This window comes from Flavobacterium sp. (assembly GCF_039930565.1).
In the GTDB taxonomy this organism is placed as follows: Bacteria; Bacteroidota; Bacteroidia; order Flavobacteriales; family Flavobacteriaceae; genus Flavobacterium.
Genome location: NZ_JBDTTP010000011.1, coordinates 46,037 through 62,103, shown reverse-complemented (window position 1 = coordinate 62,103; position 16,067 = coordinate 46,037). Strand labels below are relative to the sequence as shown.

The 16,067-nt window shown below is 31.2% G+C and carries 7 protein-coding genes; all 7 read right to left on the bottom strand.

Translation table 11 applies throughout. The annotated features are described in order from the left end of the window. Nucleotides 1–48 precede the first annotated feature (48 nt). A complete protein-coding gene (locus ABI657_RS04960; protein ID WP_348096138.1) occupies nucleotides 49–2,259 on the bottom strand; it encodes an FG-GAP-like repeat-containing protein in 2,211 nt (736 codons plus the stop codon). A 59-nt stretch (nucleotides 2,260–2,318) separates the two neighbouring features. Further along, nucleotides 2,319–3,803: a vanadium-dependent haloperoxidase gene (locus tag ABI657_RS04955; protein ID WP_348096137.1), complete on the bottom strand. Its 1,485-nt coding sequence runs from the start codon at nucleotides 3,801–3,803 to the stop codon at nucleotides 2,319–2,321. A gap of 166 nt (nucleotides 3,804–3,969) precedes the next feature. Beyond that, the gene (locus ABI657_RS04950; protein WP_348096136.1) at nucleotides 3,970–4,512 is read right to left on the bottom strand and encodes a hypothetical protein; all 543 of its coding nucleotides are present in this window, start codon (nucleotides 4,510–4,512) and stop codon (nucleotides 3,970–3,972) included. Nucleotides 4,513–4,900: 388 nt separating this feature from the next. After that, complete coding sequence (locus ABI657_RS04945) at nucleotides 4,901–6,352, bottom strand: RagB/SusD family nutrient uptake outer membrane protein (protein WP_348096135.1); 1,452 nt, start codon at nucleotides 6,350–6,352, stop codon at nucleotides 4,901–4,903. A gap of 42 nt (nucleotides 6,353–6,394) precedes the next feature. Further along, the gene (locus tag ABI657_RS04940; protein ID WP_348096134.1) at nucleotides 6,395–9,454 is read right to left on the bottom strand and encodes a TonB-dependent receptor; all 3,060 of its coding nucleotides are present in this window, start codon (nucleotides 9,452–9,454) and stop codon (nucleotides 6,395–6,397) included. Nucleotides 9,455–10,015: 561 nt separating this feature from the next. After that, nucleotides 10,016–14,095 carry a two-component regulator propeller domain-containing protein gene (locus tag ABI657_RS04935; protein WP_348096133.1) on the bottom strand — a complete coding sequence of 1,360 codons (4,080 nt, stop codon included), beginning with the start codon at nucleotides 14,093–14,095 and terminating at the stop codon, nucleotides 10,016–10,018. A gap of 408 nt (nucleotides 14,096–14,503) precedes the next feature. Beyond that, nucleotides 14,504–15,994 carry an MFS transporter gene (locus tag ABI657_RS04930; protein WP_348096132.1) on the bottom strand — a complete coding sequence of 497 codons (1,491 nt, stop codon included), beginning with the start codon at nucleotides 15,992–15,994 and terminating at the stop codon, nucleotides 14,504–14,506. Between the last annotated feature and the right edge of the window lie 73 nt (nucleotides 15,995–16,067).

Below are 16,067 nucleotides of genomic sequence, written 5' to 3'. Positions count from 1 at the left end.
TATAATATATCTTTTTTTTTCAATATTTAATCTTTTATTTTACCCGTATCAGATACAAATAGAAGATTTCGCCCCAGCAGTTGGAAAAACAGTTTTTTTAATATTCACTTTTGAAAAGCCTTTTTCACCTTCAAGAATTTTAATGTATTGATTTGGGGATATATTTTTAAATACTTGTTTCTTCTGGCTTTTTGGCCAAATAATTTCGATTTGATCGATGGTTGTAGCTTGGCCAACTCCAATTTCCATTCTTAAAGCAGATGCACCAAAACTACCGCCTGAATTTAATATTCTATATACAGATCTGGAAATACCATTTTCCCTGAAACTTACTTTTACTTTTGTTCCAATTGCAGAACGATTACTGTCTGTACCTTCTAAAAGTAATTTTATCCATCGATTGTTGTTTTGACCAGGATTGAGGTATAGTGAGTTATTAAAAGAATCTCCAAAATAAGCGCCTCCAACCTCTATAAAAATGTCAGTGTCTCCATCATTATCCACATCATTAAATGCTACACCATGACCTTTCTGCAAATTTCCTACACGGCCAGATACAGTAACATCAGCAAATTTTCCATTGCCCATGTTCCTGAATAACTTATTGGGAGTTAGTGAACTATATTCGGGATTTCCTGTACCTAAATACATATCCAAAAAACCATCATTATCAATATCACCAAAATTTGAACCCATAGCAAATACGGTCTTATTTAAACCTGATTCTCTGGAAACATCAGAAAATGTACCATCGTGATTGTTGTGGTACAAATATATTTTGCTGCTTTTATTTGGTATATTCAAGGCTTCCATTGCAGTTTCTCCTGCAACAGAACCCTCAAATTGATAACCACAAACGAAAATATCCTGCCATCCGTCATTATCATAATCCCAAAACCATGTTGGAAAAGTTTTTACATTAATTACTGCCAGACCTGCTTTATCAGTAACATCTAAAAATTGCGGAATACCTTTTTTAAGTCCTGTATTTTGTAATAGTATTTTCTTTTTGTTCATTCCTGAAAGAAATAAATCTATATCACCATCATTATCATAATCTGCTGATGTTACTCCTTTTATAAAACTCACAACATCACATTTTGCTTCATGAGCAACATTTGTAAAAGTTCCGTCCTGATTATTCAAATACAATTCACTAGGGTAGGACTGATTACCTGAAGATTCATTTCCTATAAATAAATCTAGATAGCCATCATTATTAAAATCATTCCATGTAGCCGCTTGAGTTGGAAATTCTGAATATAGTCCACTTTTGATTGTTACATCAGTGAAAGTATCATTACCATTGTTGCGTAACAATGAATTAGGTTGTCTTCCATATTTGTTCATCCATGCTCCTCGTAGAACAAATATATCAGTATCACCATCATTGTCATAGTCAGCTTGAATCATATTTAAACCTCCTTTAAAACGGCCGATTTCAGATGTTTTTGAATGATCTTCATAACTTCCTTTTTTATTGTTTTGATAATAGTGCATAACTCCATCCAAACTCCAATCAGAAGTTATAATATCTAAATAATTATCATTATTGAAATCATCAATTATAACACCTCCAGACGTGTTTCTAGTAGCTATGCCTACATTTGACGCAATATCTAAAAATGGTTTTATGCTATATCCGGAATTATCTTTATTTAAATTAGGTATTAACCATTGTTTAGGAACATCTAATGGATAGCTGCCTATAGTCATGTATGCGATATTCAACAGCCATCTTGATTCATAATCATTAGGGTTCATATTCAATAATTTTGTGTAAATTTCAATTGCTTTTTGAGAACCTTGCCGTATTATATGAATTCCATTTTTTTGTATGGGCATAATACATGATTCAGGATTATGGTGGTTAACACAATTTTGCTTTTCTCCGAGTCTCATATAGGCAATTGCTAAGAATTTTAGTGATTCAGGATTATCTTTTGCACCTAATTCATTTTGTTTCCTAATTGCACTTTCCAGAAGTTGAACAGATTCAGTTTCTTTTCCAAGATTTAATAATGCATTTCCTTTCTTTAATTCATTGCTTATTTTAAAGAATCCGTCATATGAATTTTTTATTATTGAATCATAATAAGAAACTTCTGCTTTTGATGCAAATGGGTTATTTTTTACATTATACATTTCTTTTCTAGCCGCTAAAATCTTGATCATTTTGTCATTTGGATTAGAAAAATATTCGCAAGATTGTGTCAAAAGAAATGTTATAAATACTAATAATAACGGTTTAATTTTCATAATTTGTAATATTAAGATTTACAATAACTTTTATAATCTGAAATTAGTAGAAGTTTCCATTATTTCTTTTTAGTTTTATTTCCTATATGGATATTATAAAACTTCCAAACTTCATGAGCTACATTTCTACCAAGTTTTAAACCTTCAACATTATCAGCCTGAATATGATAACCTCCCATTACTCTGGAAATTCCAGCCATATTAGCCGTTTCTGTAAACGTTGGAAATTTCAGTACAACAGGTTGGCCAATGTTATCTGGTTCTGTCATTGATCCTGGAGTACTCCAGGTTGCTGATTCTCCAAAGTGATCACTTCCGGTCCATAATTTCAGGGCTTCGCCACAACCTCCACTAATGGTACTATGTCCAGAAACATAACCCGGAAAAGCGGGGCATAAAAAAATATCTGGTGAATAAGGTCTCCAATCCTGTCCTTTCATCTCTATATTTCCAAATCCAGGTCCTCCCCAGGCTTTTATGTTTATATCTTTATAATAATAATGAACTAAAGCATAGGGACGTGCAAAATCATAAAACATTTTTGTATCCCAGCATGCTATAAAACAATCCATAGCAGTTACCTGATTATAAAAAAACATTTTTACATCCTGATCTAAAGTATGCTTATCACGTCTTGAAACATCTTGTGCAAACTTTAACCAATGTCCGGCTTGTTGTACTGATTTTGGACCATCACGCATAAATTCTACCAATGCTTTTTGTTCGTTAGTAAGGTTATATTGGTAATCAATAAGTTCCTTAACTTCATTTTTAAGTTGTTCTGAATCCAAAGAAGGTGGGGGTATAGGACGAAACTGATCTCCTGATTTTAATCCAACAGGTTTTACTTTGTTCCAAAATGGGGTTGCACAACCTGGCGCAAATTTACCGCCTTTTCCGTCTGAGAAATATTTTGGCTGCCAATGAATTACATCCAGCATTTCATCTGCAGAATTAACCGGGTTGTAATTTACATAATTAAAATACGGAGTGCCATTTGAACCATTTTCTTCTCCATATTGATTTGATCCATCATGTTTTCTTGCTTCAATAACTGCTTTTGCTGCTAAATTACCTACTCCTTCAGGTGTGTTGGGATCTAATGATTTATTATTAGGATCGAGCCCCAATTGAATCATGTAAGCTATAAACAAATCCTTGTCTGAAAAATAATATTCACATAATGCATTATATGCAGCATAACTTATCGCAATCTCTTTATTTTTGAGTGTTTGTTCTTTAACAGGTCTTCTCTGTATATCTTTTAAGTAGACAGGAATTGCCTTTTGATCATAACGACTCCAGGCATCAAAAACAGCAACGAACGTTAATCCTAAAAAACGAGAAGTTACGGTTGGTCTTGGCTTAAATCTTTCGGTATCATTACCGGTTGCAACAACTGCAATTTGTGACCACTGATAGGCTATGTTATTTTCTCCTGTTGGTTCTTTAATTTTATTTTTACTCTCTTTGGTTTGAGCCAATACACTTGTGGTTAAAGTACTATATAGTAGTACTTTAAATAATATTTTATAAATTTTCATTTGATGGTTTTATATGGTTTTTGATAGCTTTATTCAATTAAAATTAATTGAGTACTGGATGTTAAATTTCATAAAAGGCAATTTAATCTTATGGTATAACTAAAGATTTAATCCCATCAGATCATGATTAAAAATCGTGTCTATTTATATTTAACAACAAGAAATACTATACCATATCAGGAGGAGGATAATTTGTGGCAAAATATCCGGATAGAAGGTCTACTTTTGGATTGTAGGAATTTAAGGTAAGAGGGAAAACTAATTTAGAAGTACTAAGGACTAAATTAATAGTATAATTAGGAATATAATCCTGAATAAAAGATTTCATTAATTTTTTACTTGGATTTTCTTTATTTGAATCAACATCAAATATTTGACTATCGACAATTTTTTTTAAATCCTTGCTAAAAAAATCTTTATTAGAGTTTTTTAGACAGTATAATTTTAAAACGTTGTTTATAATTCTTTTCTTGAAAACATGATATGTCTTGTTTTTAATTACCAAATCTTCATTAACGTCTTCAAATCCAGAATCTACAACATATGCATAAGGATTAATGTTAACCTCAATGACTTCAAAATTTGAGTTATCACTTTTCTCCATAGAATTTACCCACAATTGCTTTTGTTGTTCAGCAAACATGAGATAAAATCCTAAAACATTGTATAACAATGTTACGATTAAAAAAAGTGATGCAATTTTTTTCATATTGAATGAACGATTCTATACTTCTTTATTATAGTAATTTAAATTTAGTGTTTGTTTTACTACGTTCTATTAAGCTATTCATTTTTTGATTTTATAATCTCTGATAAAATAAATAATAATTGGAATAATATCATTATTAAAATAAGTATATGCTTAATCCTAATCAAAAGCAGAGTCATTGTATTTTAAAGGACTCTCTTTTTGGTTATATTATTGCCTTATTTTTGTTGATACAGTCCATATAAATAAATTTTTAATACATTAGATTGTTATATCAGTATTTTGAATATAAGTGCTAAAAAAGGTTTTAAAAATGAGATATATTGATAAACAGCGCATATTAAATGCGCTGTTTTTCAATACTAACTCAAACTAACAAAATTTTAATCTAGTAACCAGGGTTATTATCACTTGGTTTGATATTTGGATTAGAAGTTGTCTCTCTATTTGGTATTGGCCATAACTCGCTTTTACCAACTTGAAAACCATACTTAACAAGTTCAGTACCTGCTTTATCCCATCTTATAAGGTCATCAAAACGAAGTTGCTCACCTGCAAATTCAACCTGACGTTCATGCACAATAGCATTAAAAACATCATCTTTTGAAAGATTTGTTGCTAATAATGGTACGTTTGCTCTGAAACGAACTTCATTAATGTAACCAATAGCTGTTGACTGTACGCCTCCGGCTCTTTGATTTTCGCATTCAGCTTTCATAAGGAGTACATCAGAGTAACGCATCACTTTAAAGTTAATGCTTGAATCATTTACTTCAAATTCTCGTTGATAATAGTTCTGATATTTATACCATCCAGCTTTTCTCCCTTGTCTTTCCGCTGCGGGCATAACAAAACCTCCACCATATACATCACCTGGAAAAATGAACGTAGCTTTATAGCGTTTATCGCCTGGCTCATAAGCTTTTACTAAATCCTCATTTGGATAAACATTAAACCAATCTTTGGCAGCCATACCATATTCCTGACCTCTAAGTGTAGTTTCAGCATAGCCTGTTCCTTCAATTCCAGAATTGCCATCCCATTTATTACCTGTTCCTAACTTTTCATCAAATTCAACCTCAAAAATTGATTCTGGACCATGTTCAGTATCATCTCTAAAGTTATTGAAGAAATTATTTTCCAAAGTAAACCCTGTCACATTGTTAAAGGCAGTTAGTGCTTCATCATATTTCTTTTGATACAATAGCGCTTTTCCTAAATAAGCAAAAGCAGCTTCTTTAGTAGCTCTTCCTTTTTGTTCTACAGATTTACTTAATAGATTTTTTGAGGCAAAATCAAAATCATCCGTAATTAATTTATACACTTCTTCTTTAGGGCTTCTTGCAGCACCAATTATCGTTTGTTTTGTGTAAATAGGTAAATCACCAAAACGAGGTACTAATAAAAAATAATAGTAGGCTCTCATAAAATGAGCTTCAGCTAAAAATTTATTTTTTTGTTCTTGTGATAACTCTGTGTTAGGCAGCGCTTGAATTTTTTCTTCATTTTGTAATACAAAATTAGCTTTAGAAATTCCTAAAAAGCAGGCTTCCCAATACATCTGAATAATATCACTACCTCCATCAAAACTAAAATTAGTAAAAGGTACTTTGTTTCCTTCTAATTGTGAATTAGCTTCGGCATCATGTCCCATTAGATCTAAAGCAAAAAAGCTATGTCGTGCATAAAGGCCTAATACTTGTAAATTTGCATAGGTTGCATTTACCGAAGACTGAACCTGAGCAGGAGTTTTAAAAAATGTTTCAGGAGATAACTCATTTGGATTAGTTAGTTCTAAATCCTTTGTGTCACATGAATTTATTGCTAAAATTCCAGACACTACTATAACTATATATTTTATTTTTCTCATCATTTTTATTTATTAAAATGCAACTTCAAGACCGAAAATTACTGATTTTGGTTGTGGATACCTGCCTAAATCAATTCCATTTGAACTAGGACTTCCATCAGCGCGAGCAACTTCAGGATCTAAACCAGAATAGTTAGTAATAGTTATAAGGTTTTGTCCACTTACGTAGAATCTTATATTTGAAAAATGGTTGTTAAATGTATCTCCAGACAATGTATATCCTAAAGTTACATTTTTCAATCTTGTAAAAGAACCATCTTCAATATAACGTTGGCTCGCCTGTGCGTAGTTTTGACTTGCACCACCATATCTAGGCAACGTTGCAGATGGGTTGCTTACTTCACCATTTGAACCTATTATAGCTCTATCCAAAACCTCTGTACCAGAATTAAATAAACGTGACATACCATTTAAGTCAAAAACATTTGCGTTAAATATATCATTTCCACTAACTCCTGTTATAAAACAGTTAAAGTCGAATTTTTTATAGGCTGCTGTTAGGTTTAGACCATAAGTAAAATCAGGATATTGACTTCCAATATTTGTTTTATCCTCTGAAGAAATTATCTTGTCTCCATTGCGATCTACAAATTTTATATCACCTGGTTTGTAAACTGTTTGACCAGGAAGAAGATAGGCATCAACCTCAGCCTGGTTTTGATAAATCCCAGCAGTTTCATAACCCCAGAAATAGAATAATGGCTGGCCCACTTCTATTCTGGAAAAATTTTCGATTCCTGCTCTTCCTGACGGTCCGTATACCTGACTTTGTGCACCTGGCGCTAAATGAACTACTTCATTTTTGGTCACACCAAAATTAGCTGTAGCAGACCAGGTAAAATCTCCTTTTCTGTCATTATAACCTAATGTTACTTCATATCCTTTTACATTTATGTCTGCAATATTTTGTGTTTGAACACCTCCTATAGCACCAACAGAAGCAGGAATTGGAACGTTATAAAGCACATCAGAACTTTTGTTGTTAAAATATTCAAAAGAACCTGTAAATTTTTCATCAAATAAGCCAAAATCCAAACCTATGTTTCTATCCTTTTTAGACTCCCATTGCAAATCTGGATTAGCAATACTACCTGCAGTAGTTCCTACACCATTTGCTGCATCGATTGGATAATTAAAGGTATTGTTTAAACTTGAACTATATCTGTAGTCATTAATTCTGTCATTACCTGTAGTACCCAATGTACCTCTAAGTTTTAATGTGCTAAAAATAGAATTAGCCATAAAATTTTCTTTAGCTATATTCCAGCCTAAAGCAACAGAATAGAAATTACCAAAACGTTTATTAGCTCCAAATCTGGAAGAACCGTCTCTACGTCCTGAAACAGCAAGCAGGTATCGATCATCATAATCATAGTTAATACGAGCTACATATCCCAAAGTATTAGTTTCACTACTACCAGAACCTAAATTTGCTGCATTAAGTGATAACACGTCTATTTCATCTGAAATGGCATTACGGCTTCCAGCATTTACATTTCTGTTTTTACTGTCAACTTTAGTTATAAGTCCCAATACTTCAATATTATGTTTGTCAGCAATAGTAGTTTTATACGTTAAACCATTATCAAATACAATAGTTTGACCCTGAGATTCATTATTTGTAGTTTGAGAGTAAGCTTGATTAGCCGTACCATCTGAAAAACTAGGAACAAAAGTATGATCTCTACTGGCGTAGTAATCTAAAGAAACTTGAGATCTGTATTTTAATCCTTTAATAATTTCTAATTCAGCAAAGATATTTCCTATAATAGAAACGCCATTAATTTTTTGATAACCATGTTTGGCAACACGTACTGGATTTTCAGCGTCTTGTAAATCACTTCCTTCACTACCTTGATAACCTCCTTTGTTATTTGCATTGTAAACAGGTAAATAAGGAGCCATTTTAACGGCATGCTCTAACAATGTTCTACCTCCGGAAGCACGCTCTGGATCACGTTCGCTAAATGTTACACCAATATTACTTCCTACGGTTAATTTACCAATACTTTGTGTATTATTAGCCCTGAAAGAATAACGTTCATAACCTGTACCAATAAGAGTTCCTTCTTGTTTTAAATATCCGGCAGAATAGCGGTTTGTAGAAGTTTCTGTGCCACTTGAGAAACTAAGATTATAATCCTGCATAAGTCCAGTTCTAAAAATTTCATCCTGCCAATTGGTATCTGTATTGCCAAACTGAGCAGCTCTGGCATTTAAATTAAGACCTTGATCACCAGCAAACTTAAGGTATTGTTCGCGATTTAAAACATCATACCTTTTAGTAACTGTTTGAGAACCTACATAAGTACTAAATGTCAATTGACCAGGTCCTTTTTTTCCTTTTTTTGTTGTTACCATAACAACTCCATTAAATGCTCTTGCGCCATATAAGGCTGTTGTAGAGGCATCTTTTAAAACTGACATTGATTCAATGTCATTAGGGCTAAGACCTGATAAGTTGCCTACTAGCACACCATCAACAACGTATAGAGGGTCACTACCATTCATGGTAGCTAAGCCACGAATAACAACACTTGGGTTCGTTCCCGGGGCACCATTTACTACACTAACTCCAGCAGCTCTACCCTGTAAAGCAGACTCTGCATTAGTAATTGGTACTGCAACGATATCTTTTGCATTAACTACTGAAATTGCACCGGTTACTTTAGCTCTCTTCTGAGTACCATAAGCTACTACAACTTCATTTAAGGTTTGTGTAGATTCTGCTAATTTAACATCAATTGTACTCTGACCTCCAACGGTTATCGTTTGTGATGTCAAGCCAACATAGGAATATGTTATTTTATCTGTAGCGTTAACCCCTTTTAAAGAGTATTTACCATCAAAATCTGTTGACGCGCTATTTTTTGATCCTTGTACATTAATACTAGCACCAGGCAAAGGAAATCCTGCTGAATCGGTAACCACACCCTGTATGGTCTTTGATTGTGCCATCACATTTTGACTGCTAACTATTAGCAATGCGATTATTGCAAATTTTAATTTTAACATCATAGTTAATTGGTTTTTGTTTAGTTTAAAATAATTGTTTGGTTGTAATTTTTTCATTTATCATAATTATATTTCCTTTAACTTAAAATCTAATAATATATAAGATTTTATATTCCGAATCCTGATTGGTATTTTGATTAGAAAAAGGTTTTAATAAAAATAAAGTGTGGTTTCATTTCATTATAAAATCGTTTTTTAAAATGTTAATAATTATTTCTAAGAGGTTGATAATGTTAAATCCAAAAATATAGTGTTAACATAAATTTCACATACTACAAATGATGCAAAAACTATCACTTTTGTAGCATAAGAGGTAAAAAACTAGTAAATGCGGTATTTTATGCTAATTTAAAACTAAAAAATATAAATAAGGTATTGGTAATAATGTAGTATTATTTTTTTAATATAAAGAAAAATAAAACACTATTTATGCATAATTAATAATTACTTATGAATTTAAATAAGATTAATTATTGAATAATATACTAGTTTTTTTATCAATATTTTTAAGATAAATAATAGGGCTTAAAAACTTAAATATATGCTGATTTTTATCTGTTAAACAAAAAAGACGACACAAGCCGTCTTTAATAATAAATATTTTTAGACAAGTAGAAGTTATTGTTTGTTATTATGTGTTGGTAAATATCCGTATTTTTCTTTATAGCATTTTGTAAAATAGGATGGAGAACTAAAGCCAACTTTAAAACTAATTTCAGTTATATTATCATTACCCAATTCAATTAATTCTTTAGCTTTTTCTAAACGGACATTACGTATAAATTCATTTACCGATACGCCTGTTAGGGTTTTAATTTTCCTATACAGCTGGCTTCTGCTCAAAAATACCTTCGAAGCCAAAACCTCGACACTTAACTCAGATTCGCTGATATTTTCATTAATGTAATTCAGAATATTTTTTATAAATTCATTGTCTAAGCTGGTTGTTTTTTCTTTTGCTTTCGGACTAATTCCATTATAGAATTTATTGAACATAATTTGCCTGCTGTTGATTAATTGTACCAGACTGGATCTTAAAATATCCATATCAAAAGGTTTACTCAAATACATATCTGCACCAGAATCAATACCTTCTAATTTATCCTTAATTAATGCCTTTGCAGACAACATCATTAATGGGATATGGCTGGTTTTTAAATCTGCTTTAATATTTTTACATAATTCCAGACCACTCATAACAGGCATAATTACATCAGTTAAAATCAAATCCGGTAACTTCTGGAGAGCTAGTTCTAAACCAACCTGACCATTCTCTGCTACTATTACTTTGTAGTCTTTTTTCAGTTCATTTTTTAAATAATTTCGTAATTCTACATTGTCTTCAACAATCAAAATGGTATAAATTCGATCTTGTTTCTCTTCAGTGTCTTGTAATTGAATTTCATCTCTTTCAACAATTGGCGTAAAACTTATTTTTTTCTCTCTTTTAAATTCCTTAAGAAGTATTTCATTCTTATTAAAAAACTCTTTTCCAATAGGAAACATTAGCTTAAAAGTGGTACCAACTCCCAATTCACTTTCTACCTCGATTATTCCTTTATGTAATTCTACAAATCCACGAACAACTTCCAACCCTATTCCTGTACTTCCATAATAGGCCTTATTTAAATTATTTACCTGATAGAAGCGGTCAAAAATTCTTTTAATGTCTTTTTTATCTAAACCAGTACCCGTGTCTTCAACAGCAATTTCAAAAGAAGGATGGGTAACTGAGGAATTTATCAAAGGAAAATGTTTTAGCTCTTCATTAACTGCTATTTTTATCATTATTTTACCATTATCAGGGGTAACCTTGAAAGCATTAGAAATTACATTAAAAATAATTTTCTCGAACATTTTAGGATCAATCCAGTCTTTTAATGATGGTTTATTAGATTCAAATTGTAACTGAATTCTGCGACTGAAAGCTTCTTCATCAAAATAACTGACAATCTCCCTGGTAAAATTAACTATCTCTATTAATTGTAATTGCAGGGTCATTTTATTAAATTGTAGCTGATTAAAATCCATCAACTCATTAATTAACCTTGAGAGTCTGTCTGAGCTTTTTTGAATAGTCTGCAATTTATTTAATACACCATCGGGTAACTCCAGGCTACTATTCTTGATTATATCTGCTAAAGGATTTAAAATTAAAGTAAGCGGAGTTCTGAACTCATGCGAGATATTGGTAAAGAATTGTAATTTTTTATTATTTAATTTTTCAATTTGAAGCGCTTTTTTCTGTTCAAATTCTATCATTTGTTTTTGTTTAAAACGATTTTGATAGTATTGGTTAGCGAAATAAATCGCTGCTAATAGCAATAGGGAATAAAATAAATAGGCAAAAGGCGTTTTCCACCAGGGTGGTAAAATTTCAATTTTTAATTCTAATGGATTTTGACTCCAAACGCCATTCTTTTCGGCGGCTTTCACCTTGAAGATATAGTTACCCGGCGCTAGGTTTGTATAAGTTGCTGAGGGTTTATTGCCAACATAATTCCACGAATCCTCAAATCCTTCTAAATAATAAGCAAATTCATTTTGAGCAGGAAAAGAATAATTAATGGCAATAAAATCAATTGTAAATACAGATTGATCATGTTTTAGGATTATTTTTTTTGTTTGCGATATAACTTTTATTAATGGTGAGTTTTTTTCAAGTGGCCCTACTGATTTATTAAAAAGCTTTAGATCAGTAAAGTAAATTGGAAGCTGTTTTTTACTTTTGATTAAATTACGTGGATTAAAGTAGTTTAAGCCTTCATAACCACCAAAATATAGCAGCCCATTTTCATCTTTAAGAACAGAATTATTATTAAAATCATTTCCCAGTAAGCCATCATATGTAGAGTAATTAACAGTGTTTTTGTTTTTTATATCCAGTTTTGTGATTCCCTTTTTTCCACTTATCCAAATACTTCCATCATTAGACTCTACAATGGATGAGATTGATTTTTCATGAAGTCCTTTAAAATTTATATACCATTTTAGGCTATCAGCTTTTTTGTTGTACGAAAATAATCCAGCACCATCAGTGCCAATCCAAATTTCCTTATTTTTAGTTTCGTATAATGTATTAATAGTATGCGTACTTTTATGATTTTTAAGTTTTTCAGACATTTTGTCTCGAAAAGAAATCACAGAAAAAGAAACAAAATCATTTGTATTAACCTTGAATAAACCAGTTGTTGAACCTACCCAAACTGCATCATCTGAATCTACCATCACTTTTCTGATATCTGCATTCATTAGTCCATTTGCATAAAATGGTTTAGAATTACAATGATGAAATTGACCATTGGAAGGTGTGTAATAGTGTAATCCTTTCGAAAATGTACCAATCCAAATAATGCCCCTGGAATCTTCAGCAATACTCATTATATTGTCAGAAGCTAAATTAGGAGTGTTTTTTGTATTGTAATTAATAAAGCTTTTGCTTCCTTTTTTTAAAACAAAAATCCCCTCATTCCAGCTTGATAGCCAAATATTCTGTTTTTTATCAATAAATACTTTGGTGATATTATCATTGGTTAATCCAGAATACAAACTAGTGTCAGATTTGGTAATATGTTTGAAGATTTTAGTTTTGGTATTGTACACATCGACCCCGCCGCCTTCCATTGAAATCCATAGATTACCCTGATTGTCTTTTGCAATACCTGTTACACAATTGGTTTGTAATGATTGCGAATTACCGGTCAAACTCTCTAAAACACTTACTTTACTATTTATTTTATCAAAAATACCTAAGCCTTTGTTGTAGTAGCCCAGCCAAATTCTATTTTCTTTATCTAAAAATAACGACCATACAGAATTTGAACTTAAACTACGAACATTATATTTACTGTTTACATATTTTTTTTGAACTACCCCTTGATCATTTACAATAATTAACCCATCATTTTCTGTTGCGCAAAGAATTGTTTTACTATCTGATGCCAGTATTGACATAATTCTTTTTTGGGTAATAGGATAAGAAACAGCCTGTTTGATTTTAGAATATAAATTTACCTTAACAAGTCCTTTATATCCATTGCCAATCCATAAGTTTTGGTTGCTGTCAAAAAACATTGAAACAATGGTTCCGGATATTGCCTGATTATCTTTGCCAATGTTTACTTTTTTAATTATATTTTTTATTGGATCAACTACCTGCAAACCTAAATTAGTTCCTAGATAAATAGTTCCTTTTTTATCTTTTGATAAGCAATTTATAAGATAATTTGTTTTATTTGAAATATCTGACCTGAACTGAGTGATTTTTCCTGACTTAATATTTAGTTTCAATAAACCACTATTAAATGTTCCCAAAAAAAGATTGCCATTATTATCCTCAATAATGCTTTTCACAGAAATGACAGTTTCCTTTCTGATTTTTTTTTGAATATCAATATTTTCAAAAGTATTTAGATTTCGATTATAAAGGCACAATCCCTCATCAGTACCTATCCACAACCGGTTGCGGAGATCTACGTAAGTTGTATAAATAAGATTACTATTAATAGAATTATTTAGATTTGAGTTTTGCTCATATGCTACATAATTTGTTCCATCGTATTTATATAATCCAGCCCCATTTGTTCCAATCCACATAATGCCAAACTGATCCTGTGTAATAGTATAAATGCCACTTTTTGAAGTTTCATTATCCAATAAACGAAATTGATAGTTTTCAAATGTGTTTTGAGAAAACATTTTATTAAGTATAAAAAATAAGATGACAATGACTCTAAAACAACTTTTTTGGGACATTATAAAATGATTAGAAAATAAATTAAATATATACTTTTTAATTGAGAACCAATTGTTTTTATTGTACGAATACAATATTAGCTATTTCAAACTTAAAATACTAGTATATTTTGGTGATTACTTGACAATTAGAAACAGGTTTTTATTCTACAGGCGTTTAAAGTCATGAATAATGATTTTGGCTAAATTGTGTTTTTGTAGTTTGCCAATATAAATTTGGATTTGGAAGAATTTGGATATAATTAAGGTAAATAAAGCATTTGTCTACTATCGGTATGAATTTTAAAAATATGCAGTAGAACTTAAAGAATTATAAAATAATTTAAAAAGTATAAAAATATTATATTAAATTTATTTTATTTCTGATAAAACAGTTTTAGTCTGTCTTCCTTCCTTTAGGTCTTTTTCAATTTGAATTTCCATTTTTTTATCTATTACGTAAAAGCATAATAAAACTGCGCTTATAATAAATATAAAGCCAGGATATATACTTACAGAAAGTTTAATGCCCTCTACAGCTGCTGGTACCTGATTAATTTCTTCAGCAACATAACCATAGTTGGATAAAAAAGCAGCTCCTAATGCACCTCCTATACTTATTCCTATTTTTAGTCCGAAAATCATTGCTGAAAAAACAGTTGCAGTTGCTCTTCGATTATTTTTCCATTCGCTGTAATCAGCAACATCAGCTATCATAGCCCATAATAATGGTATTGTTATTCCGTAAATAAATCCATGTATTAATTGGGTCAGAAAAACCATTAGAATAGCTGTTCTGCTGTAAAAATTAAAAATCAATAAGCTAATTGCAGATAAAAAAATAAAAGTGATGTAAATATTTCTTTTGCCAAAGGAATCTGCGAGTGATTTTGAAAACATAATTCCAAAAATCATAAAAATGATACCCCCGGCATTAAAAAGACTAAATGCTGAAGTTGGTGCATCATTTGGCCACTGAAAATCTACAAATCCCATTTCTATTAATGAATTATTCAGCTTATCAATAAATGTGGTAAAACCAATGTTATTCAAAAAAGCAGTTTGTGCAACAGGATCTAAATAATATTTAAAATAAAAAACATACATTCCCCCTTTTAATGACAAAGTTATAAATACCAAAATAGTAACCAGCAGCATAACTAGCCAAGGTCCGTTTTTAGACAAATCAATAAAATCTTGCTTAACGGATGATTCCTGACTTTTTGCAGGTATGATTCTTTCTTTTGTGGTAAAAAAGGTAATTAGTAAACAAATAACTCCTACAACCGCAAATACTAGCATTGTATTTTTAAAACCAACGGCTTTATCGCCATGTCCTAAAATTAAAACCAAGGGCAATAAAAGTGACTGAATTATAAATTGCGCTATCATTACAGCTACAAAACGATAGGAGGACAGACTATTTCTTTCTTTCATGTCACCAGTCAAAACACCACTTAAGGCAACATATGGCAAATTGTTTGCAGAATAAATTAAAACTAAAAAAAAGTAAGTTAACAATGTATATATTATCTTTCCTGTTGCTCCAAAATCCGGAGTCAAAAAAGAAAGTACAGCTGCAATTCCAAAAGGCAAAGCGGTCCATAATATCCAAGGTCTGAACTTTCCCCATCGTGTTTGAGTACGATCAGCAATGACTCCCATAATAATATTAAAGAAAGCACCAATAAAACCACCAATAAAAATGATAATACTAGCTGTTCCTGCCGGGATTTTGTAAACATCAGTGTAAAAAAAAGCTAAAAAAGTCAGCAAAGTCTGAAAAATCAAATTTGCAGCAAAATCACCTAAACCGTAACCTATTTTTTCTAGAACTGAAAGCTTTTGCGATGTATTACTCATAATATACGGGTTGCTTTTTTTTGCTTACCCATCGTTTAGATTGGAATGTTTTTAATATCATTTTTTATCAAAA

Bases quoted from the DNA above. Each gene is read 5' to 3' on its own strand.
- ABI657_RS04960 (WP_348096138.1), bottom strand. From the start codon at position 2,259: ATGAAAATTAAACCGTTATTATTAGTATTTATAACATTTCTTTTGACA.
- ABI657_RS04955 (WP_348096137.1), bottom strand. From the start codon at position 3,803: ATGAAAATTTATAAAATATTATTTAAAGTACTACTATATAGTACTTTA.
- ABI657_RS04950 (WP_348096136.1), bottom strand. From the start codon at position 4,512: ATGAAAAAAATTGCATCACTTTTTTTAATCGTAACATTGTTATACAAT.
- ABI657_RS04940 (WP_348096134.1), bottom strand. From the start codon at position 9,454: ATGAAAAAATTACAACCAAACAATTATTTTAAACTAAACAAAAACCAA.
- ABI657_RS04935 (WP_348096133.1), bottom strand. From the start codon at position 14,095: ATGTTTTCTCAAAACACATTTGAAAACTATCAATTTCGTTTATTGGAT.
- ABI657_RS04930 (WP_348096132.1), bottom strand. From the start codon at position 15,994: ATGAGTAATACATCGCAAAAGCTTTCAGTTCTAGAAAAAATAGGTTAC.